Genomic DNA, 22,301 nt, shown 5'->3' with positions numbered 1-22,301 from the left:
TCTGTTTTTACTCATTGACCAGCTGACAGGTGCCCGCCTTCTGGTTCAGCACCACCGACCGGCTGTGATTCCCAGCGGTAACCGTGATCTTCTGGCAGTACTGATTCCGTCCGATGGGGTAAAACGTAACATCCTTTCCCGCCTCCAGATCCGACAGGATCAGTTCCTGGGTAACGACCTGAGACTGAATGGGAAGAAATGCGCCGCTGGCCCGGTCATAGGTAAGAATCAGAGAATGGCTGGGTAATGTTTTCAAATCATAGGTTCCCCGATTATCCGTATAGGTAATGGTCAGGTTGGCCGGAGCGATTTTCTCCGGCTGATCCTGCTGCACATGGGACGTGCCGCCGACTTTCCCCCGGTCAAGATAATAGCTGATGTAATAGCCGTCGTTTTCCTTCCACTCCAGCTTCATCTCTCCCACCAGCCGGTTCATCGCCTCTGTTTTCGTCCGTTTCAGCGCCTCATTGACAGAGCCTGCCGCCCGGCGCATCCGAAAATAAGGAATGGCATTCAGGGACGGGGACAGAATGCCCAGCAATATCGTAAAGATCGCCACCACGATCACCAGCTCAATGAGCGTATAGCCTTTATTCTTTTTCTCCGTTTCCATGTGTTTTCTCACTGCCACTACTCTTTTCTCCAGTTTTTATAGCTCACATAATCTGCCAGATCATATACATCCGCATTCTGGCTGTCATCCCCGGCAGAGGTACTGTTGCCCAGCACATATTTATCGCCTTCCCAGAAGAAATCTCTGGGAGAAACCGTCGCATCCTGATCGGTCATAACCCCCTGGAACACCCGGGCCGCCTCCAGCGGTGCGGATTCCAGCTGCGCACCGGCACAAAGGGTAATCCGGCCTTTTGCCATAATGATCCCCTTGAACTGTACATTTTCTCCGATCTGCACATCTCCCGTGGTGATCACAAGGCGAAGCTTGTCTGCCATTGCCTGGTTGATCTTCAGCGTCTGGCTGTTGTCACAGAACATGGCCTGCAGACCGCCATTGTCTGCAGATGCGGTAAAGGTGTACACCCGGCTGACCGGTTCCCTGTCTGACAGGAATTTTTTCATCTGTGCCTCGTTGACCAGATTATCAAACACGCTCTGGCTCTCATCCGTCTCATCATGGGATCTGCCATTGCCCTCATCCACCGCGCCATTGAGCAGGTCCGCGCTGGTGATCATCTTGCGGTTCAACGCATACCAGCTGTTCTGCAGATTGATTTCCTCCTGGGTCAGCTTATCGCTGCCTGCTGCATCTGTGGCATCCAGAAGATTTCCTTCTGCATGGTTTCCGTCATAGGTCAGCACGTTTCCATTGGTCACATAACGCAGGTAGCTGTCCGGATCCTTCACTGTCACCCCGGCATTTTCCCCGAAGTAAAAGGACAGATAGCGATCCATCTTCGCCTTCTGGGATGCATTTTGTCCGTAATACTGCTGCATAAAATCCGATGCTGCCTGATCATCGGTAAAATTCAGATAAAAATAAACATAACCGCCATTATCATTATAAAAAACTGTCTGGATGGGCTTGGCGCTGTCCACACCGATCTCTCTTAAGGTCTGGCCGCCCCAGGCGCTCACCGGTGCATCCCAGTACACCATATCTGTCTCGTCTTTCCCGGACAGGCCGCTGTTCTGATATTCCTGGTAGCTCATGGGATTTCCGGCAGTTACCCCTGCTGTTTTCAGCAAAGCAGACGGCACCAGGTACGCCAGCTGGGTTCCCTTTACCGTGATGCTGTCACCGGTCATCACGTCCGCATTCTGCCGGTTGGCGCTGCTGTACGCAGAAGATGACACGTAACTGCGTCCTGCCAGCAGCATTTTCTGCACACCGGACAGGTCCAGCGTGGTATCTCTGCCATTGACAATGATGGCGCTGCTCACATCCGCATCAGAAAGTTTGTCGTACCGGTTCTTATTCCGGCTGCTGTCCGCCCGGGCAGTGGTGGGATACCCATATCCGTAATACTCGCCCTGGATCGTCACTGTGCTTCCTGTTCCCCGTTCCACCGTCAGGTCGTCTGCAAAATAAGTAGTTCCCAGCAGCTGTACGCTGGCGCTGGACAGACGAAGCCCTTTTGCCCAGAGGTTCACACCGGTCCGGGCAGCAAAACTGCTGCCCTTATCCGCGCGGATCTCATTCTCCGTCACCACCTTGTCTCCGGCCGTGATGGCAAGATCGGCATCCGGCTGCAGCCAGAGGGAGGTGTCCGGTTCTTTGGCCAGTGCAGTCTCCCCTGTGATGGTTCCTGCATAAATGCTGCCGGAAATGGTTGTCTGTGCGCCCTTTTTTCCCTGGCATATGATGCCGCCATTGGCCACAATGATCATATTCATCAGGTCAGGCAGCGTGGACGGTGTCGGAAACTGCACCTTCGGAATGCCCAGTGCGATATCTGTCTCAATGATAGAAGCCAGCCCCTGGGGATCCACATAGACCACCTTCAGGTTCCGCAGCAAAATGCCCGCCGTCAAATTCTGGCGCGTTGCCTGTGCCGTCGTTGCCACTTCCATCAGAGGCTCTCTGCTGTAGCCGCCGGAAGAGGCGGGGGTTGTTACAAGCAGCGTCTCTTTTTCCGGATCAAAGGCGCTGTTATGGGGCAGATCCAGATAATCCTTCAAATGGCTGAGAGAATAATATCCCTTCTTCAGTGTGGGAGAATTGTCATCCTCCCCGCCCCGCAGCAATTTCTGTATCTGTGCCAGGAATTCCGCCTCAAAATCCTGCTGCCGCACCTCATCCAGTACAGCATCTGTGGAAGACTCCCGGTTATACGTCTCCATAACTTTAATATATGCCCGGGACATAGCATCTCCCACATCCTGCTGCAGTCCCAGCCGGATCTCCTCCAGCGCCTGCTCCGCCGTATAGAAGCTGTCTTTTCCCTTGATGTCGGTGTGTTTCATCTGAAAATTGTTCAGCGAAAGATACAGCACCAGCAATCCCATGATGGCAATAAAGGATACCGATACCATCACCGTGATCAGCGAAAAACCGCTGTCCTTTTTTTCAAAAAACTGTTGTTTATCCTTCCGCATCAGTTCTCTTTCGCTCCCTCCAGAACCACAAGCCGTTCACTCTCCGGAAAATTCCGGGCTGCCGCACCGGCCCGGTAAATCTCTACCCGGGCGGTATAGATCCGGTCCGCCTGTTCTCTGTCATCCAGTCCATTGACAGAAAGCACCTGTTTGGCACTTCTGCCGCTTACTCTTTTTTCATTGGTGCCTGTGCCCGACACAGCCTGGTAGACCAGCTTCATCTGGTTGACCGCTGTACGGTTCAGCACATCAGCGGTATTGCTGATGTTCGTATCCAGATTGGTGCGCAGCACCGTTTTTGCCCGGTACAGGCTGGGATTGGTATTCCAGTTTGACTGTCCCAGCGCCGACGGGTTCTCCTTCACCGTCAGTGCCATATGATATCTCTGTTCCTGGGCAGCCGTGGGAAGGGATGTGTTTCCTCCCTGGCCATCCTGATTCTCCGGCCGCTGTTTGGTCACGTACAGCTGCAGCGGATAGTTGGATGTATTTTCAAACACAATCTCATCCAGTGGATGCGCCGAGCTGGTGGACGCATAGTTCGGATAATAAAATACAAACAGATTCTTTAGCTCACTGCCTGCCTCGGAACTGTAAAACGGCATGTAAGCACTCTCATAAGTGCAAAAACAGCCGTTCTGGCCATCTGCCCTGCCGTTACAGGGGCAGATATCCATCCGCGCATATTTGCCGCCGCCTGTTTTCACATAGCTGTTGGTATTCAGCGTATACTTGGCTTCTGCCTTGATGGTGCCGCCGCTTTCCTCTACCTTGATATACAGTGTCCGCTTCGTCTGCTGATAAATATCAGACGGATCCAGACGCTGCGGTTCTTCTGTCGCCGATCCATTTTCCTCTGTCCAGCGTTTTCTGGCCTGTTCCAGCTGCAGGGAAGCAATGGTTTCCATGGCCGTCTCATCCCAGTTCATGGGCATGATGAGAAACGCATTGGTCTTTGTGTCCAGATGGGAAATATTGGGCACCTCATAATCATTTTTCCCGGTTCCCGCCTTGCTGGCCGTCTTTGTACTGTAGCCGGAATCCGTGCTGCCGTCAAAGGTCACCAGTGCGTCAAATTCTTCCGAACCGCTCTGCAGCCCCGCGATCTCAAAATAATAGCGAGACTTGTTTTTTCCCGTGGTACGCGGGTTGAAAGTCCACGTCTTTCCGTTATCCTCAGAAATGATAGAGGCAGTCACCAGCGAAGTATCCTGATCCGCCGGATGGTACAGACGGACATCCCGGTAGGTGTCCCCGTCTTTCAAGGCCTCTCTGATGGTCAGGTCCCCATTTGTATACCGGTTCTGCTGATCCGCCAGGAATCCCAGCCGCAGACCACCGTTCACCGCATCCACCGGATAATCAAAAGCCAGCGCAACCTCCTCAAAAGGCTTTGACTTGATTTCCTCCATCACATTCTGGGCTGCTGTGGACGCGTCCAGGTAGACCCCTGACTTGCGGTTGATCCTGCCGGAGGTCACAAATGCCTGAAGAAGGATGGCTGCCGCAATGGCAAAAATACTCACTGCAATGATCAGCTCCAGAAGGCTGAAACCACGATTATTTGATTTTCTGTCCACCGGCTGTCCCCTCCTTTCCCTCTCTTTTTGCATCTTCCGAAAAGCACAGATAGAGGGGCTCCAAAACCACTCCCCTCTACTGTTACTACTGTGCTGTATGATCTGTATTGTCCGCATTGCCTGCGGTTCCCGCATCCGCGCTGTTATCCGCGCCGGTGCCGTCCTGTTCCTCTGCCGCATCCGCTCCCACTGCGGAAGAAATCGTGCCGAACAGGTTGCTGCTTCCCATTCTTGTTACGCCGGTATCCGGTGCCGTGTATTCCCGGCCGGTTCCTGTCATGGAATACATATTGACAACCATGGTGCCGCCCACGTCTCCGGTGGAGGCGGAAAAATCAATGTCCAGGCTGTCAACGGTCATCCGCCTGCCATCCTGCATCAGCGCATCAATGACATTTTTCACCGCATCATAGGTACCGTTGAAATCAAAGGAATTGCGCATCCGGTAGAGCTCCATCCCGCTGCTGTCTGCCACCAGCTGCTGCACATCTGTCTCCTGCTCGATCTCATTGAAGTCCTCATCATAATCATCCAGCGTCAGGGAAGAGGTCAGCTCCTGGGGCGAGATATCCAGCTGGAATGCCCGGATACCTGTCTTCTGCTCCATGTCCCGGGCCAGGATGATGGCATCCTCTTCTTTCACATCTGCCGGGAACATGACCGTATAATCCGTTACCTTCTGGTTATAATTCTCAGTTTCCGAAATATAGTAATCTTTATTTTCCTCAATCTCTTCCAGCTGGGCCAGCTTGGCTTCCAGCGGTTCGTTGGCCGTCTTCATCTCATCCGCTTTGCTCATGAGCGGGCGAAACGCCACAAAATATCCCAGGGCAAAGATGGCAACGCCTGAGAACATCAGGATCAGTTTTTTATCTCTTGTTGATATATTTGTCTTTATCAGGCTCATCTTTCGCGCTCCTTAGTTCGAAGTCTTATCCAATACCGCCGGTTCTGCATACGTGCACACCACCGTCATGGTCACCTCGCCGTTCTCCATTTCCTCCAGTCCCGATGTGCTCACCGTATCCAGGCTTTCAAAGGTGCGCATCTGGATCAGGGCCTGCGCCGCTTCCTCTTTATCTGCCGCATACAGCTGGAAGGTCACATCCGTGCCTGTAGCCGTGAAGCTGCCAAGCACCACGCTGGATGGCATCTTCTGCTCCATTTCCTCCAAAAATGCCCGCAGGTTCTCATTGGGGGTCTCGGTGTAAGCATACAGACGGTCATAGCTGTCTGCTTTATTTTTGGCTGCCGTATAGGCATCAAAAATATCCTGTACCTCATGTTTGGAAGCGATCCGGCTCTCCAGGCTGGCTTTCGCCGCCCTCTGGTAAATCACGCTGCCCAGTCCCACTGCCAGCAAAAGCAGCCCCGCCGCCGTTCCGACCACAAAAATCAGCCGCGCTCCGCTTAAGGAATCCCGATCCTTCTGCTCCTTTTTGGAAATTTTCTCCATCAGGTTGATGCCGGAAATCGAAGGCATAGCCAGGGACAGATACAGATACAGGCTGTCCTTTCCTTCCAGTTTCGGTTCCGGGTAGCCATCCAGCTTATTCAGCACCGTTACCTGCTGGGTGAGCTCATAGCTGAACAGCTTGGCCAGTCCCTTAACCCCGGCGCCCAGTCCGCAGCAATCCACAGAATCAAAGGTCACACCCGGATTACGGGAAATATAGTAGTCCATGATACGGGAAATATTTCCGATCAGGTACCGAAAGCTTTCCGTCACATCTGCCCGCGCTTCTGCCAGTGCCGGATCTGTGTCCGGCGGCGTTTCCGTCTCTTCCAGGCGGCTGTTGATACATGTCTTGCTGCGCAGACGCTCGTAAGCTCTCCACTCATCCCGGAATTCTCCGAAGGCCGACGCCTGCATCATGGCATCCAATGCGCCGTCCACGCCGTAGCTGACTGTCCGCTGCAATGCCAGATCGCCGTCCCGGATGATGCTGATGGTAGAGTGATCCATCTCGATCTTGGCCAGCAGATGGACACCGGAAGCATATTTTTCTTTCACGGCCTGGTATACACTGTCACCGGTGTATCCGATGCCGATCATGGTCAGCCCTGCCAGCTCCGCTGTCTCCCGGCAGGAGGTGGAAATGCTCTTGGGGGCCGCACAGGCCATGAGCACATACTGACGAACCGCCGGTTTGTTGCCCTCTGCAGGCTCTGTGATCTCTCGCATGATCGTATAGGAAAGCACATATTTGGACAGATCGATCGGAAAATACTCGCTGCTGTTCTCCTCCAGCAGAGACTGGATCTGTTTTTTCTTTACCATGGGGATCTTCAGACGCCGGTTGGCAATCCGGGAAGAGCCTGCCACAAAAAACACCTTCTTCGTCCGGATGTTATGGGCTTCCAGGCCATCCAGCAGCAGATCTGCCACATTTCCCGTGTCACGGATCTCACCGTCCTCCACCATGCCCTGGGGCACAGGGAAGCTGAAACACTGGAGCATCCGCTGTTTCTTTCCGTTTTCTTCAATCTCCGCCACCCGAAGTCTGGCGGAATCTATCTCAATGCCGATAAATCTTCCCACTGATCATTCCTCCATTATCTATGATACCTACGAATTGTTCCGTGCTACGCACTCCCACAATTCTCCCCAACATTCGCATATCGTGGGATTAACATCCCACTTTTATGCTCATGTCGTGGCGGGTCTCAAAGCCTTTCATCCACTTACGAGTAAACTCGCGTGGATGTAGGCCTTTCGCCCCTGGTATCATCACGTTCAGTTACAAAAATATACCTTCCGGCATTTCTTCCGAAAGACATAGTTTCATAACGGAACCTTCCTCTTTGTTTCCGTTACGCATCTGCCTACAGTCCGCAGATGCTCATATACCAATTGATCCACTGTTCCCCCCACAGTGCCGCCAGGAATATCCCTGCCGACAGATAAGGACCCATGGCCAGCATATGACCTGCACCGCTGACACGGATGCGGATGAGATGTACCACCGAACCGATGATACAGCCCAGTACAAAGGCCAGGATGATGCGCTTCCAGCCCAGGATCAGCCCGCAGGCTGCCATAAGCTTCACATCCCCGCCGCCGATGGCCCGACCGCCGCTGATGATAAAAATCAGCTCCAGCACCAGGCTGACGCACAGTGCGCCGATGACATGGGACAAAATGTGGGCGCTATCCAGTCCGGTTTCCACAATGCCAAGAACGAACAGGACACCATTGATGGGCAATGGAATCTCATACGTTCTCCAGTCAATCAGACTGAGCGTCAGCAGCGCTGATGCCATCAGGCAGTACAGGCCGCTGACGCCGTTCAGTCCATTGACCGCAAATACAACCACATAAAGAACACCGTTAAGTGCCTCAATCACAGGGTACTGTACGGAAATCTTTGTTCCGCAGTTTCGGCATCTTCCTCTCAGACAAAGCCAGCTGAATACCGGTACCATATCATACCAGTGCAGCTTCCCGCCGCAGGTCATGCAGTGGGAAGGCGCGGTGATGATGGACTCGTGCAACGGCATTCTGTAAATGCATACATTTAAGAAGCTGCCGATGACGATACCGAATATGAAGATGACCATGTATGGAATCATTTCCAGGAAAAGAAGCATAGGGGATTCCTTTCTTTCGTGCCTGAATTTGCGGGTTGGGATACAGATTAACTGTGGCCGGAATTAGTTACCAGCTGTATTTTTGAGAGTATCGGGGCTGTATGTAACAGTAACAGCACCATTATCATCAACAACAATTGTTGCACTAATAGTATCCTGATTCCATTTTTTAGATTTAAGCGCTGTAGTAGCCCAGTCTCCTCCAGCAAACTCAGTCAATGCTGCTTCAATTGCAGTCTTGCTTGCAGTCTGACCAGCAGTTACCGTTGTTGTAGTTCCAATGCTAATTGTATAGGTATCAGCAGGAATCGTATCTGTACTGTCAGCTGCGGCAGTCTTCACTACAGTTACCAGGTTCTCCAGGTTGCTTGCGTCAGCAGCTTTTCTGGACTTCTCCACGTACTTGGTATACTGGGGTGCCAGGATACCTACCAGGATAGCAAGGATTGCTACTACGATAACCAGCTCTACCAGAGTAAAACCTTTGTTGTTTTTCTTCTTCAGTGACTTAAACATGTTTTTCAATCTCCTTCTTGATCATTTTTCTCTATATACCGAGAGTGTATATGATGATCGCAGTCCCCCTATCAGGCCGCGGCACATCCGTAAATAAATGCGTGCGGAAACTTTTTATGCGGTTCCCAATCGCAGGAGCGGGTATGTAACAAATTCAGACGCGCCATTCGCATGGCTGGCTGTCTCGCACGAAGTTCAGACGCGCCATTCGCAAAACGCGCTTCCAGCGCTTCCCGCTGCTTCGCAGCTCTTTTTGCTCATAATCTGGCGCTCACCTCATGCTTTGTCATCGTCTGCTTTTCGTGCGAGCACGAACGCAGCCCGATTCCAAACCATGGCTGAACTTGTGCTATAGCTTATCCAGTCCCTCATACATGGCACCGATGGGCAGGATAACGGCAATCACCAGCGTACCGACAATGACTGCCATAAAAACGATGATCAGCGGTTCCATAGCCGCCAGGATACTCTGGGTGGTGATCTCCACTTCCTCGTCGTAGTAGTCGGCCAGCTTGGACAGCATGTCCTCGATGTTACCGGTCTCTTCACCGATGCCGGTCATGTGATAAACCATGGGCGGAAAGATGCCGGAGCTTTGCAGCGGTTCGGAGAGCGGGATACCCTTCATGATCTCTTCCTTTGCCTTCTGCAGCGCGTTGACATAATGAATGTTTTTGATGATGCCGGATACAATGTCCAGACAGCTTACCGTGGACAGGCCTGCCGCCAGCAGGGTGCTCATGGTACGGGCAAATTCCGCGCAGGCGGATTTCACCGTCAGCTTACCGAACAGCGGCATGTGCATCTTGATCTCGTCGATGATCCGCCGCCCGTCGTCGGTACGGTAGAATGCATGGTAGGCAGCCACCACCGCCACAATGACAATGAGGATGACGTACCAGTGGGACGCCGTCCATTCACTGGTGTTCATGACCGCCATGGTCAGCGCCGGCATTTCCACATCCAGATCGGCAAACATGTCGATGAAGATGGGAATGACAAACAGCAGCATCACCGCTACCACACCGATGGCCGCACAGATCAGAATGATCGGATAAATGGTGGCCTTGCGGATGGTGGCCTTTAACTTGGCCTGCTTTTCAAAATGTACGGCCATACGGGAAAACGCCATCTCCAGGTTACCGGAGGACTCTCCGGCCCGCACCATGCTCACCATGATGCCCGGAAAAATATCCTGATAAGCCATCATGGAATCCGCCAGGGTATTACCCTTCTCCACGTTGGTCAGCACATCGAAGATCGCCCGTTTCAGCCATTTGTTTTCTGTCTGCTCCGCCAGCATCTGCAGCGCTTCCTTCATGGGCACGCCTGCCTGGGTGATACTGACGAACTGACGGCAGAACACACTCAGATCCCTGGGCTTTACTTTTCTGCCCAGAGAAAAATCTATTTCTTTGTTCAGGACGCCCTGTTCCTTGATGGACAGGGGCACCAGGCCGCTTTTGCGGATCTGCTCCGCCGCCCGTTCCCGGTTCTCGGCATCCATACTGCCCTTTGTTTCTCTGCCAGTCTGATCGACTGCCACATAAGAAAATCCCGGCATGTTTTACCGCCCTTTCTGTAAAATATCTATCAAAATTCTTTAAAATCTACCTTTTCAGTCATGGCCACCGGATCCTGCGCATAGGAGATCGCAGTCTCCGCGTCCACCTCCCTGCCCAGAAACAGGTCATAAATGGCATCGTCCATGGTCTGCATACCGTATTTTCGCCCGGTCTGCATGAAGGACGTGATCTGGAAGGATTTATTTTCCCGGATCAGATTCCGCACAGCGGGATTGGCAAACAGAATCTCCAGCGCCGCTCTCCGGCCATGGCCGTCTGCCTTCGGAAGGAGCTGCTGGGAAATGACGCACTCCAATACGGACGCCAGCTGGATCCGCACCTGCTGCTGCTGATCCGGCGGGAATACATCGATGATCCGGTCAATGGTCTTGGCCGCGCCGATGGTATGCAGCGTGGAAAATACCAGATGGCCGGTCTCCGCCGCTGTCAGCGCCGTGGAAATGGTCTCCAGGTCACGCATCTCTCCCACCAGGATCACATCGGGGTCTTCCCGGAGAGCCGCCCGCAGTGCCTGGGCGTAGTTCTGGGAATCACTGCCGATCTCCCGCTGGTTGACGATGGACTTCTGGTGTCTGTGCAGATACTCGATGGGATCTTCCAGCGTGATGATGTGATACGGATAATTCCGGTTGATGATGTCCACCAGGGAAGCCAGCGTGGTAGACTTGCCGCTTCCGGTGGGCCCGGTCACGAGAACCAGCCCCCGCCGCTTCTCCGTCAGCCCCTGTACCTGGGGCGGAATGTGCAAACTGTCCGCGTCAGGGATCGTAAAAGGCAGACAGCGCATGGCCGCCGCGTACGTTCCCCTCTGCCGGAAAATGTTCACACGAAACCGACCGACGCCCGAAATGGCGTAGGCCAAGTCTGTCTGTCCGGTCTGTCCCAGTTCCTGCCGGTGTGCCTCGTCCAGAATGCCAAGAAGCAGATCGCTCAGCTCCCGGGGCATCAGCGGTTCCTCCCCCGCAGGGGAGAGCACACCGTCAATCCGGTAATAGGGCGGGCGTCCCACACTGAAATGAATGTCGGAAGCGCCTGCGGATACCGATTGTTTCAAAATATCATCTAATATGTACATATTGTATCTTTCTTTCCTATTCGTAAGAAGCTTTCAGCATCTCGTCCATGGACGTAGTGCCGTCCAGCACATAGCGGATGCCGTTTTCCCGCAGGGTACGCATGCCATTGCGCTTGGCAGCGGCGATCAGCTCCTCCGTCCCGGCATTGGTACTGATGAGGGTACGGATCTCCTCATTGACTTCCATGATCTCAAAGACACCTATCCGGCCAAAGTAACCGGTGTGATTGCAGAAATTACAGCCAACCGGCTCATACACTTCCGTCTCCGCCTCCGGCGCCACCCGCAGCAGCCGCTTTTCCTCCACCGTTGCCAGCCGTTTTTTCCGGCAATGGGGACAAAGCTTCCGCACCAGACGCTGGGCGATGACACCGATCATGGAATCGGCCACCAGATACCGCTCAATGCCCATGTCCGCGATACGGTTCAGCGTTCCCACGGCATTGTTCGTATGCATGGTGGACACCACCAGATGGCCGGTGATGGACGCCTGCACAGCAATGGACGCCGTCTCCTGGTCACGGATCTCACCGATCATGATGATATCCGGGTCCTGACGGAGGATGGAACGAAGAGCAGACGCAAATGTCAGATCCACCTTGGGGTTGACCTGAATCTGGTTGATGCCGTCAATGTCCGCCTCTACCGGGTCTTCGACAGTGACAATGTTGACCGCTTCTTTATTTAATTCACTGAGCGCTGTGTACAGCGTCGTGGATTTACCGCTTCCGGTCGGGCCCGTGACGAAAATAATGCCGTAAGGGCTGGACATCATATGATCAAAATGTGCCAGCTCCTCCTCGGAAAGGCCCAGCTGCTTTTTCTCCCGGGTCAAGCTTAATTTGGAAGAAAGACGCATCACGATCTTCTCCCCGTGTACCGTGGGGATCGAAGAAATACGGATGTCGTACTCCTGCCGGTCTACCGTCACGGTCATACGGCCATCCTGGGGTTTGCGCTTCTCGGAAATGTCCATGCCGCCCATGATCTTGATACGGGTCGCAATGGCCGGAAGCAGACTGTTGTCGTATACCATTTTTTCATAAAGGGCACCGTCGATTCGATAACGGACGCGCACCTTCTCTTCCAGCGCTTCTATATGAATATCGCTGGCTCTCTGTCGGATGGCCTGCTCGATGAGGGAACGCACCAGCTGTACGATAGGCGCGTCACTGACATCGGCTTCCTCGATCTCGTCGGTCTCTCCCCGCAGCATGGCCCGCTCTCTTGTAAAACGGTTGGCTGCGTCCATGGTCTCCATGGCTCCATAGCACCGGTCGATGGCCGCCCGAATCTCTTTCGCCGAAGCAATGTACGGCTCGATCTGCAGATTCGTCACGATGGAAATATCATCGATGGCCGCCATATCCATGGGGTCTGCCATGGCCAGATGTAAAATATTCGCATTATAGGCATCCAGCTCAAAGGGGATGCACTCATATTTTTTCAACAGGCTGACATTGACCAGATCCCGCACTTCCCTGGGGATCACCACGCCGGTGAGGCGCACGATCTTCAGCCCCAGCTGCATGTGAAGGGCATTGACGATCATATCGTCTGTGATGATGCCACTGTCCACCATCACTTCACCGATCTTCTTGCCCGTTCCCTTCTGCAGATCCAGCGCCTGTTTCAGCTGTTCTTCTGTGATCACGTGCTGTTTGACAAGAATGTCACCCAGACGCATTCTCTCTCGTCGTAAAGCCATTTTTTCGCTTCCTTCTGCCTGCCCGCCAAAAAGAATGCTGCAATACAGGACATTCCTTCTGCGGCAGGTCTCATTTAAAAAGACTAACCTGCCATAAATATAAGATATCCTTTGGAGGCAGTCAAGGAAATTTCCCTATTTTCTAATTTTCTTTTTAATTTTTGGCGTGGTTTTTTCCCAATCCGGCAAAAGTAAACATCGCCCCGACAATGGTGCAGGTCACGCAGACCACCACCATGCCGGAGACACCGAACACATCCTGCACCCGGCCGCCCAGGAAGTTGCCTACAGCGCCGCCCAGCCCCATGGTCGCCATGCCCAGCGCCGACTGGCCCGTGACTTTGTACTGATCGGGCACCCGCTCGTTGATGTAGTACACGGAGGCCGGAACAAAGAACGCATAGGCCCCGAACTGGCACAGCTGGGACAGCAGCAGTACCGGCATGTTCACAGCCCCCAGCAGGATCACGGTTTTCATCACATAGGAAACAGCACTGATCCGCAAAACATTGGCCGAAGAAATTCGTTTCACAAGAAAATTTACCAAAATCATTGCGGGCAGTTCCAGGGACGCCGCAAACGCCGTGGCGATGCCCATGTCCGCATCCGAACCGCCAAACCGCCCCACCAGGTCGATCATGTAGGTATTGTTCATGAAATGGCCCACAAAAATCAGGAAAAAGCCCAGGAGCAGGATGAGAAGCCCCCGGTCAGCGGCGAACATGGCGCGCATGCCGGGGGAGGGGACTGATGCGTCTTGCTCCCGTGTGCGCCGGGCTGCGATGGAGTCAATCTCTGACGCCGGAGTTGCGGTTGCTGATAGATGTGTTGTTGCGGTTGTGCTCGCTGACGAATTCTCTGTTGGTGGCATAGCTGTTGGTGCAACATTGCCTGCCTCTGCCTTCTGTGAACTGTCAGCGTCGAATTTCGTCGAATCTATTGGATGAGAAGAATCCTCCGGTTGGGGAGAACTTGAATTGACTTTTTCAGGCACTCGGCTGCCAAGCCCATACATTTCCTTCAACTTACGGGTACTCTGGTATGTCGCCAGCAGTCCGATGAGGCACAGGCTGAATACCAGTGACAGCACAATCAGCGCATCCACACCGAAGCGCTCCGTCACAAATCCCAGTGCCAGTGACAGCAGGGCAAAGCAGACGGAGCCTGCCCCTCTGGCCAGACCATAGTTCACCGGTATGCCAAGGTTCACATATTCCATGCCAAGAGAATTCAGCACCGCTGAATTCATCTGAAACAGCGCCATCACTGCCAGGAACAGGCAGGCCAGCGCCAACGCCGCCGCTGCCGGGCACACAAGCAGCACCACATCACAAATACAGGCTGCCCCCAGGCAGAGCATGAACGCCTGCCGCACCGACAGGCGGCCGCCGTTTTCCATCCTGGCCGCCAGCAATGGCTGAAAAACCACAGAGATCAGGCCGCCCAGCGCGGTGATGATGCCCGTCTCCGTGCTGGAAAAGCCTTTTCCTTTCAGATAGACCGCACCGAAGCCCCAGATGCACACGTAAGCCATCCAGAACAATCCGTTGGTCGCCACATATTTTCCGGTCAGCTGCCGCTGGAGCCGCGTCAAACTCTGCTTGTCCATTCCCCTTCCGTTCCTCTCCATCTCTATCAACTTCTATACCAGATTCCGCGGCGTTCCGTTCATCCATGCCCGCACATTTTCCGCCACTTCGTCCACCAGCTTCTGTCTGGCTTCCACCGATGCCCAGGCGATATGCGGGGTGATGACCAATTTCCGGCTGTCCTGTACCGCCAGCAGCGGATTGTCCGCTTTCATGGGCTCCGCGCTCAGCACATCCAGTCCGGCACCGGCAATGACACCCGCGTTCAGCGCCTCCGCCAGATCCTTTTCATTGACGATGGGGCCCCGGCCCACATTGATGAGGATGGCGCTCTTTTTCATCATGGCAAATTTTTCTTTCGTCATGAGATTTTCCGTGGCCGGATTCAGCGGCGCATGGATGGATACCACATCCGACTCGCCCAGCAGCGTTTCCAGATCCACCTGCTCATAGGGCGTGTCATATTTCCGGCCTGTTGCAGAATAGCACAGGATTCGGCAGCCAAACGCCTCCACGATCCGCGCCACCTCCCGGCCAATGGTGCCCAGACCAATGATGCCCCAGGTCTTTCCTTTTAACTGGAAAAACTTCTCATCCAGACAGCAGAACATGCCGCTGCGGCTGTAAGCGCCGGATTTCACATAAGCATCATACCAGTTCAGCTTTTCCAGCACATAAAACAGCAGCGCAAAGGTGTGCTGTGCCACAGAGTCTGTGGAATACCCGGCCACATTCGTCACCGGCAGATTCCGGCTGCGGCAGTAATCCATGTCCACGATGTTCGTTCCCGTGGCCGTCACACACAGCAGCTTCGCGTGGGCCGCTTTTTCCAGCGTGCGGGCATTCATGGGCACCTTGTTCACCAGGATCACGTCGGCCTGCGCCACCCTCTCTCTCGTCTCCTCCTCCGTGGAGGTATCGTAAACCACCAGTTCTCCCAGCTGCTCCAGCGCAGAAATATTGACATCATCCCCTAAGGATGTTTTTTCCAGCATAACGATTTTCATTTCTTTTCCAACTCCTTTTCTCTTTCTGGCAAAAATATTCATAATCTCAGTTCCACTTACAAAAAACTACGATCGATCATCCATTCCGAATACAGTCCAACGCAAATTCTCTGACTCTATTATGAACTGTATTTGTTCTAAACTTATTTTGACGACTACTCTAACCATATTTTCTGATCGCATCCTACATGAGCAAGTTCCACTAGCACTTAGCAACGCCAGAACCTCGTGTAAACACAGACTTTGGCTCGTCGCTCGCGCAAAAAACCGGCCTAAATGCTTTCCGCAACGGAACAGCATCTTGGCCGGTTTTCTCAACCACAGTGTTTTCTGCCGCCGCAGGTCATCCCCCGCCGCAGGAAACGCCGCGCTTACAGTCTCTTCAGAATCTCTTCTCTCTGTTTCTCATATCCCGGCTTGCCAAGAAGGGCAAACATGTTGCGCTTGTAGCTCTCCACGCCTTCCTGGTCAAACGGGTTCACGCCGTTCAGGTAGCCGCTGATGGCAATGGCAAACTCGAAGAAATAGAACAGCTCGCCGAGGAAGAATTCGTTCTGCTTCGGTACGGTCACAAGCAGGTTCGGCACCTCGCCGTCGGTGTGCGCCAGCATCGTTCCTGTCATGGCACTCTTGTTGACGAAATCCATATCCTTGCCAGCCAGGTAATTCAGGCCGTCCAGATCCACGGCTTCCTCATTGATCATCACTTTATCGTCGCAGTCCTCCACGCTGAGCACGGTCTCGAACATGACGCGAGAGCCGTCCTGGATGAACTGTCCCATGGAATGCAGATCAGTGGTCAGGTCAACAGATGCCGGGTAAATGCCCTTGTGATCCTTGCCCTCGCTCTCGCCGCACAGCTGTTTCCACCACTCGGATACATAGTGGATGCTGGGCTCGTAGTTTGCCAAGATCTCGATACTCTTGCCTTTTCTGTGTAAAATATTGCGGACAGCCGCATATTTCATGGAATCGTTCTGCTCAAAACCGTCGCGGATGGCACGTTCTCTTGCGGAAGCGGCACCCTCCATGAGTTTGGTAATATCTGCGCCGCTGACTGCGATGGGAAGAAGTCCAACTGCGGTCAGAACGGAGAAACGTCCGCCCACATCATCCGGTACAACGAAAGTCTCGTAGCCCTCGCTGTCGGACAGATTTTTCAAAGCGCCCTTTGCCTTGTCTGTGGTAGCATAAATTCTCTTGGCAGCCTCTTCTTTGCCATATTTTTTCTCCAGGATCTCCTTGAAAATACGGAAAGCGATGGCAGGCTCCGTGGTGGTGCCGGACTTGGAAATCACGTTGATGGAGAAATCCCGGTCTCCCAGCACATCGATGAGGCCTTTCAGGTATCTGCCGCTGATGCTGTTGCCTGCGAAATAGATCTCCGGCGTCTTGCGGATCTCTTTGGATACGTTGTTATAAAAACTGTGTCTTAAAAATTCAATGGCAGCCCGCGCGCCCAGGTAAGATCCGCCGATACCGATGACGATCAGAACCTCGGAATCCTCCTGAATCTTCTTCGCTGCTTTCTGAATCCGTGCAAACTCTTCCTTATCATAATCTACGGGAAGATCCAGCCATCCCAGGAAATCATTCCCGGCGCCTTCTCTGGAAAGCAGAAGCTTCCTTGCGTCCTCTGCAAGACGTCCCATATAAGCCACTTCATGGGGATTGATAAACGCTTCCGCTCTGGAATAGTCAAATGTCACTTTATCCATGTGATTCACTCCTTCTTCTACAGGTACCCTTTCCCTGTTCTGCTCTCATTCTATCAAATCGTTTTTCATATATCAAGAGCATTCACGCCAAAAATTCTTTCAGCACTTCCCGGACGATCTTATCCTCTTCCTCCCGAGAAACACACTGTCCGCCTGCTGCCAGCTCCTTCTCCCCAGCCGAAAAAACCTGTCCGTCCACGTCGGAAATGCTCCCAGCTGCGGCAAAAGCGTTTTCCTCCGGGAAATCTTCCCAGCCGTTTCCGTAAGAAGGCTTCAACGACTGCCACCGACCGGACGCACGGGCAGCCGCCGTTTTTTCACGGGCCATCGATCCAGTTTCTTCTTTTTGTTGCATATCCGATAGCATTTCTCTATTTCGCAACTCCTGATCTCCTGTACTTTCTGCCACTCTTTTATCAGTGACTCCCCCGGCATATCCTTCCCCGGCACTTCTCCCATTTTCTGCTCCGCGCTGTGGCTGCACATCTGCAAATCTTTCTCCCCGGTATCCGGCACTGCCGAACACTTGTGTCCCGGCAAATGCCTCCGGCTCCACCAGCTTGGGCTCCAGAATATTGACAAAATAATCCGTGATGTTCTGTTTTACAATTTTTTCGGAGCGTTCATTGCCCGACAGACAATCCAGCAGCTGCAAAAACACCGCCGCCAAAATGCCCATGACGAAAAAAAGGTGACAATCGGCCACGGTGCGCCCGGCCCGGACCGCCAGCGCATAGCTTGTCCCGCCCAGCAAAATACAGATGAGCTGCGCTTTCCGGTAAAATGAATTCATCCCCGCCAGATGGGCGTGAAAGAATTTCAGCTTCTCTACCTGCCTGTCCACGTACAGCCGGGTATCCGCCATGTGGCTGTTGATCTTGTATGTATTTTCGTATTTCAGCTTCAGCTGCTTCATCCAGCGATCATTGACGGTGGGCAGCCCATCCGTCTCTTTCTTCAGGTGTCTGTAAATCAAGGATACGATTATCTTCTGTAACAAAACGACAGCACTGATCCCGGCCAGCACGTACAGTACAAACTGGAGATCCGTCATTTTTTCAAGCATAAAAAACGCTCCTTCCATTTCCAGATTTTTACAGTTATTATACATGAACTGGTAAAAAATGGAAAGAGAAGGAGCCGCACAATTCATCGACAACTTTCATCAATTTAACAGACACTGTCTGGAAAATTGGATACGCAAGATAAAATGTCCTCATATTCTGCGCATTCAGACAGTGTCTGAACAAATATGATTCCAGCAGCGCCATCGTTCACCCTCTACAGTTTTACGCCAGAGCCTCCATCATGCCCAGCACCAGTCGCACGCTGTGCTCGATGGCTTTTTTCTCGAATGCCGGGTAATCCATGGTGGCGCTGTCATCCGCCTTGTCGGAGATGGCCCGCAGGATCACAAACGGAATCTTGTTTAGGTAAGCAGCCTGGGCGATGGCTGCGCCCTCCATCTCGGTACAGAAGCCGCCGAAATTGCTGATGATCCGGTCTTTGGTGGCCTTGTCAGAAATGAACTGGTCGCCGCTGACCACCCGGCCTGTCCAGGTGCGGATGTCCGGGTTCACTTTTGCGCATACCCGGGCCGCTGTCTCGATGAGCTTCTCGTCTGCCGGGAATGCCAGCGTGTCCATCCGTGGAATCTGCCCCAGCGCATAGCCAAAGTTCACCGCATCCATGTCGTGATGCAGCGCATCCGTGGAGATCACCAGGTCGCCGATGTCGATTCTGGCATCCAGAGAACCGGCAATTCCGGTGTTGATCACCGCATCTACCTCGAACAGATCCACTAGAATCTGAGTGCAGATACCGGCGTTGACTTTGCCAATGCCGCTGCGCACCACCACGGCCTCCTGACCGTTTAATTTTCCGGCACAGAATTCCATGGACGCTTTCTCCACCCTTTTCTCGATCTGCATCTGTTCTTTCAACAGTGCAACTTCTTCTTCCATTGCACCGATAATTCCAATTCGTTTCATGATTTGTTCATCCTTTTCTTCTTGATTTTTTATAGAAAAATTTTTCCTTCGGTGTTATACTATCTTGAAAGTCTCATCTCTTCACATCGCTTTTCATAGGAAACCTCTTTGAGGCATATCGCCATCATGGGATTTCTTATGCACGATCGCTTTGTGAATATGGATAGGCTTTGATACAAAACATACTTTAGGAGGAAAAGATTATGGTATATAAGACAAAGGGCGTCTGTTCCCAGCTCATCAACGTAGAAGTTGAAAACAACATCGTGACATCTGTCGAGTTCGTCGGCGGATGCAACGGCAACACCCAGGGTGTGGCTGCGCTCGTGGAGGGCATGGACGTGCATGAAGCCATCCGCCGTCTGGAAGGCATTCACTGCGGTCCCCGCCCGACTTCCTGCCCTGACCAGCTGTCCAAGGCACTCAAACAGGCCATCGGAGAGTAAATAAACAATCCTCTGCAAACGCACAAGCCTTGCCAGCAGAAACTTTATTCACATGCAGAACAACACATGAGAACTGTCACTTCTTTTATGGGAAGCTGACAGTTCTTCTTTTTAAGTTCTCAACCTCTTCAAATCTCACATCACCCTCGCAGCTGTCGCTACATAGAATGTGTTAAAGCTGCATGGAAATCTCTCTTCCTGTCCGTTTATATCTATAATACCGCACACCGGCTGCGTCCAGCATCCGCTTGGACGCAATGACGGACGGCGTGTCCATGTATTTGTCATCGTCGTAGATCAGCGTGCGGATGCCCGCCTGAATGATGGCTTTGGCACACTCGTTGCACGGGAAGAGCGTCACATACAACTTCGCCCCTTCCAGGCTGCCGCCGCGATAGTTCAGGATCGCGTTCAGCTCACTGTGGGTTGTGTACAGATATTTGTTGTCCAGCGGTTCCCCTTCCCGGGCCCACGGGAATTCATCATCGGAGCAGCCCACAGGGAAGCCGTTGTAGCCCATGGACAGAATCTTGTTGCTGTCACTGACGATGCAGGCTCCCACCTGCGTATTCGGGTCTTTGGAACGCATGCCGGAAAGCTTGGCCACGCCCATGAAATACTCATCCCAGGTAATATAATCCTGTCTCTTATCGCTCATCTGTGTACTCCTCCGTTTCTTTTTTCTATTCTGCTTACATGCCGCCTGCCGATTCACCATTCCACTATGCACACCGTACGGTGTCAGCTCGTCTGCACAGCGCTCTATTCATTTGTACCTCGCACAACGCATGGCATCGACACGCCTGTACTGCTCGCTATCCCTCTGCACGCTTTTTCACTGGTGCATCTTCCAACTGTTAAATACTGTGTTCTCTTCTCAGCCGGGCAATCGTCCGCTTCACCATTTTTTCCACCTGTTCAAAACAGCGCCCATAGTCGGTGAGCTCCCCGCCGTAGGGGTTCTGGGTGTCCTCCACGCCGCTGAATTCGCTCAGCGTGTACACCTGCTTCTGTTCCGGGTACTCCTCGTTGATCCGCTCTTTCTGCTTCTCATTCAGGGTCAGCACCAGACAGGCGTCGCCCATGTCCTCCCGGGTCAGCTGCTTGGACATATAGCCGTCCATGCGGATGCCATTGCTGATCATCACCGCTTCGGCCTTCTGGTTCACCGGCTCTGGGAAAAGTACCACCAGTCCCCGGCTTCGCACCTCGATATTCACGCCCTCCAGCTCCCGTCTGGCGATGCCTTCCGCCATGGGGCCCATGATGTTGGCGCTGTTGCTGACAAACAAAATACGGTTGAGACGGCTGACGCCCCGCTTGTTGATATGGATCACCTGATGGGCAGCGGCTTTTAACAGGCGGTTCATGATGGCCTGTCCCAGTCCCGGCCCCTCAAAGGATTCCGAGTAAATGCAGTCCACGTCCAGCTCATCAAATTCCCGCAGCACCGCAAACAGATGGCGGGCGATGGATTCTTCATCCTGCCTGCTGCCTGCGGAACGGATCTCGTCCGCATTGTACAGATCTTTCGTCTCCTCGGTGCAGATGACGCCCACCCGCATGCCGTGCTCCTGTTTTTCCTGTACCAGCTCATTGATCCGTGCAGTGACCAGGGCCTGCTCGCCCTCCACCACCACCAGATCGGCCTTGGGCGCATAATGGCGGTATTTCATGCCCGGCGCTTTCGGCACGATGTTGGAATCGTCCCGGATGATAGCCTGATCCACTTCGACTTTTCCCAGCACCTCTTCCAGCATCTCTTTCGTAATGTAGCCCGGACGCAGAATGGTGGGCACGCCCTCACTGAGATCCACAATGGTAGATTCCAGGCCGATGTTCACCTCGCCGCCGTCCAGGATCATGTCGATCCGTCCGTCCAGATCCTCTTTAACATGCTCCGCCCGGGTGGGGCTAGGACGCCCTGACGTGTTGGCACTGGGCGCTGCAATGTAACCGCCGCCTGCCCGGATGAGCTTCATGGCCACCGGATGGCTGGGCATGCGCACGGCCACCGTCTCCAGACCGCCGGTGGTTCCATACGGCACCCGGTCACTTTTCTTGAAAATCATCGTCAGCGGGCCCGGCCAGAACTTATCAGCCAGAAGCTTCGCCTCCGGCGGAATCTCCTTGACGATCAGCCCCAGCGCATCCCAGTCCGCGATATGCACGATCAGCGGATTATCCGACGGCCGGCCCTTGGCACTGTATATTCTGGCAGCGGCCTCCTCGTCCAGCGCATTGGCGCCCAGCCCGTACACGGTCTCTGTGGGGAACGCCACCAGCTTGCCTTCCTTCAGAAGATTGCCTGCCGCCTCAATCTTAACGTCGTCCGCGGAATCTCCGCTCACATTAAGTATTGTTGTATTCATTCAGAAAATTCCTCCCGTCTACTATTTGGAGTTATTTCATTATAAACATTTTAGAAAATAAAGTAAAT

At 53.2% G+C, this 22,301-nt stretch carries 19 protein-coding genes; 2 read left to right on the top strand and 17 right to left on the bottom strand.

Translation table 11 applies throughout. The annotated features are described in order from the left end of the window. Window positions 1–7: 7 nt before the first annotated feature. From RJD28_01060 to pilM, 5 genes are all read right to left on the bottom strand, one after another. A complete protein-coding gene (locus tag RJD28_01060) occupies window positions 8–631 on the bottom strand; it encodes a prepilin-type N-terminal cleavage/methylation domain-containing protein (GenBank protein ID WNV58187.1) in 624 nt (207 codons plus the stop codon). Next, a complete protein-coding gene (locus RJD28_01055; protein ID WNV58186.1) occupies window positions 631–3,054 on the bottom strand; it encodes a hypothetical protein in 2,424 nt (807 codons plus the stop codon). Before RJD28_01055 ends, RJD28_01060 begins: the two co-directional genes overlap by 1 nt. Next, window positions 3,054–4,634, bottom strand: a complete 1,581-nt coding sequence (locus tag RJD28_01050) for a prepilin-type N-terminal cleavage/methylation domain-containing protein (protein ID WNV58185.1) — start codon at window positions 4,632–4,634, stop codon at window positions 3,054–3,056. Before RJD28_01050 ends, RJD28_01055 begins: the two co-directional genes overlap by 1 nt. Before the next feature lie 85 nt (window positions 4,635–4,719). Further along, a complete protein-coding gene (locus RJD28_01045) occupies window positions 4,720–5,541 on the bottom strand; it encodes a hypothetical protein (protein ID WNV58184.1) in 822 nt (273 codons plus the stop codon). 12 nt (window positions 5,542–5,553) lie between these two features. Further along, window positions 5,554–7,176 carry a pilus assembly protein PilM gene (gene pilM / locus RJD28_01040; protein ID WNV58183.1) on the bottom strand — a complete coding sequence of 541 codons (1,623 nt, stop codon included), beginning with the start codon at window positions 7,174–7,176 and terminating at the stop codon, window positions 5,554–5,556. Between pilM and RJD28_01035 the strand changes: the two genes are divergently transcribed. Beyond that, window positions 7,157–7,345, top strand: coding sequence for a hypothetical protein (locus tag RJD28_01035; GenBank protein WNV58182.1), 189 nt, complete (start codon window positions 7,157–7,159; stop codon window positions 7,343–7,345). The genes pilM and RJD28_01035 overlap by 20 nt on opposite strands. Before the next feature lie 115 nt (window positions 7,346–7,460). On the opposite strand, the gene RJD28_01030 is transcribed toward RJD28_01035, so the two are convergent. From RJD28_01030 to RJD28_00985, 10 genes are all read right to left on the bottom strand, one after another. Beyond that, the gene (locus tag RJD28_01030) at window positions 7,461–8,195 is read right to left on the bottom strand and encodes a prepilin peptidase (GenBank protein WNV58181.1); all 735 of its coding nucleotides are present in this window, start codon (window positions 8,193–8,195) and stop codon (window positions 7,461–7,463) included. Window positions 8,196–8,288: 93 nt separating this feature from the next. After that, window positions 8,289–8,741: a prepilin-type N-terminal cleavage/methylation domain-containing protein gene (locus RJD28_01025; protein ID WNV58180.1), complete on the bottom strand. Its 453-nt coding sequence runs from the start codon at window positions 8,739–8,741 to the stop codon at window positions 8,289–8,291. 349 nt (window positions 8,742–9,090) lie between these two features. After that, entirely contained in the window at window positions 9,091–10,305 is a 1,215-nt protein-coding gene (locus tag RJD28_01020; protein ID WNV58179.1) for a type II secretion system F family protein, read from the bottom strand. Between the two features lie 29 nt (window positions 10,306–10,334). Then, on the bottom strand, window positions 10,335–11,402 hold the full coding sequence (locus tag RJD28_01015) for a type IV pilus twitching motility protein PilT (GenBank protein WNV58178.1): 1,068 nt from the start codon (window positions 11,400–11,402) through the stop codon (window positions 10,335–10,337). A gap of 16 nt (window positions 11,403–11,418) precedes the next feature. Beyond that, complete coding sequence (locus RJD28_01010; protein WNV58177.1) at window positions 11,419–13,110, bottom strand: ATPase, T2SS/T4P/T4SS family; 1,692 nt, start codon at window positions 13,108–13,110, stop codon at window positions 11,419–11,421. 154 nt (window positions 13,111–13,264) lie between these two features. Next, on the bottom strand, window positions 13,265–14,719 hold the full coding sequence (locus RJD28_01005; protein WNV58176.1) for an MFS transporter: 1,455 nt from the start codon (window positions 14,717–14,719) through the stop codon (window positions 13,265–13,267). A gap of 33 nt (window positions 14,720–14,752) precedes the next feature. Next, entirely contained in the window at window positions 14,753–15,706 is a 954-nt protein-coding gene (locus tag RJD28_01000) for a D-2-hydroxyacid dehydrogenase (protein ID WNV58175.1), read from the bottom strand. Window positions 15,707–16,077: 371 nt separating this feature from the next. After that, a complete protein-coding gene (locus RJD28_00995) occupies window positions 16,078–17,424 on the bottom strand; it encodes a glucose-6-phosphate isomerase (protein WNV58174.1) in 1,347 nt (448 codons plus the stop codon). A gap of 82 nt (window positions 17,425–17,506) precedes the next feature. Further along, the gene (locus tag RJD28_00990) at window positions 17,507–18,490 is read right to left on the bottom strand and encodes a hypothetical protein (protein WNV58173.1); all 984 of its coding nucleotides are present in this window, start codon (window positions 18,488–18,490) and stop codon (window positions 17,507–17,509) included. Window positions 18,491–18,713: 223 nt separating this feature from the next. After that, entirely contained in the window at window positions 18,714–19,415 is a 702-nt protein-coding gene (locus RJD28_00985) for a 5'-methylthioadenosine/adenosylhomocysteine nucleosidase (GenBank protein ID WNV58172.1), read from the bottom strand. Window positions 19,416–19,618: 203 nt separating this feature from the next. Between RJD28_00985 and RJD28_00980 the strand changes: the two genes are divergently transcribed. Further along, entirely contained in the window at window positions 19,619–19,861 is a 243-nt protein-coding gene (locus RJD28_00980) for a TIGR03905 family TSCPD domain-containing protein (GenBank protein ID WNV58171.1), read from the top strand. 172 nt (window positions 19,862–20,033) lie between these two features. On the opposite strand, the gene RJD28_00975 is transcribed toward RJD28_00980, so the two are convergent. Both RJD28_00975 and RJD28_00970 read right to left on the bottom strand, forming a co-directional pair. Further along, complete coding sequence (locus tag RJD28_00975) at window positions 20,034–20,519, bottom strand: dCMP deaminase family protein (GenBank protein WNV58170.1); 486 nt, start codon at window positions 20,517–20,519, stop codon at window positions 20,034–20,036. A gap of 199 nt (window positions 20,520–20,718) precedes the next feature. After that, window positions 20,719–22,233, bottom strand: coding sequence for an L-threonylcarbamoyladenylate synthase (locus RJD28_00970; GenBank protein WNV58169.1), 1,515 nt, complete (start codon window positions 22,231–22,233; stop codon window positions 20,719–20,721). Between the last annotated feature and the right edge of the window lie 68 nt (window positions 22,234–22,301).

This window comes from Oscillospiraceae bacterium NTUH-002-81 (genome assembly GCA_032620915.1).
Classification (GTDB): Bacteria; Bacillota; Clostridia; order Lachnospirales; family Lachnospiraceae; genus JAGTTR01.
This window is presented reverse-complemented; position numbering and strand designations above follow the sequence as displayed.

Bases quoted from the DNA above. Each gene is read 5' to 3' on its own strand.
- RJD28_01055 (WNV58186.1), bottom strand. From the start codon at position 3,054: ATGCGGAAGGATAAACAACAGTTTTTTGAAAAAAAGGACAGCGGTTTT.
- RJD28_01045 (WNV58184.1), bottom strand. From the start codon at position 5,541: ATGAGCCTGATAAAGACAAATATATCAACAAGAGATAAAAAACTGATC.
- RJD28_01035 (WNV58182.1), top strand. From the start codon at position 7,157: ATGCCGATAAATCTTCCCACTGATCATTCCTCCATTATCTATGATACC.
- RJD28_01030 (WNV58181.1), bottom strand. From the start codon at position 8,195: ATGGTCATCTTCATATTCGGTATCGTCATCGGCAGCTTCTTAAATGTA.
- RJD28_01025 (WNV58180.1), bottom strand. From the start codon at position 8,741: ATGTTTAAGTCACTGAAGAAGAAAAACAACAAAGGTTTTACTCTGGTA.
- RJD28_01020 (WNV58179.1), bottom strand. From the start codon at position 10,305: ATGCCGGGATTTTCTTATGTGGCAGTCGATCAGACTGGCAGAGAAACA.
- RJD28_01015 (WNV58178.1), bottom strand. From the start codon at position 11,402: ATGTACATATTAGATGATATTTTGAAACAATCGGTATCCGCAGGCGCT.
- RJD28_01010 (WNV58177.1), bottom strand. From the start codon at position 13,110: ATGGCTTTACGACGAGAGAGAATGCGTCTGGGTGACATTCTTGTCAAA.
- RJD28_01005 (WNV58176.1), bottom strand. From the start codon at position 14,719: ATGGACAAGCAGAGTTTGACGCGGCTCCAGCGGCAGCTGACCGGAAAA.
- RJD28_01000 (WNV58175.1), bottom strand. From the start codon at position 15,706: ATGAAAATCGTTATGCTGGAAAAAACATCCTTAGGGGATGATGTCAAT.
- RJD28_00995 (WNV58174.1), bottom strand. From the start codon at position 17,424: ATGGATAAAGTGACATTTGACTATTCCAGAGCGGAAGCGTTTATCAAT.
- RJD28_00990 (WNV58173.1), bottom strand. From the start codon at position 18,490: ATGCTTGAAAAAATGACGGATCTCCAGTTTGTACTGTACGTGCTGGCC.
- RJD28_00985 (WNV58172.1), bottom strand. From the start codon at position 19,415: ATGAAACGAATTGGAATTATCGGTGCAATGGAAGAAGAAGTTGCACTG.
- RJD28_00980 (WNV58171.1), top strand. From the start codon at position 19,619: ATGGTATATAAGACAAAGGGCGTCTGTTCCCAGCTCATCAACGTAGAA.
- RJD28_00975 (WNV58170.1), bottom strand. From the start codon at position 20,519: ATGAGCGATAAGAGACAGGATTATATTACCTGGGATGAGTATTTCATG.
- RJD28_00970 (WNV58169.1), bottom strand. From the start codon at position 22,233: ATGAATACAACAATACTTAATGTGAGCGGAGATTCCGCGGACGACGTT.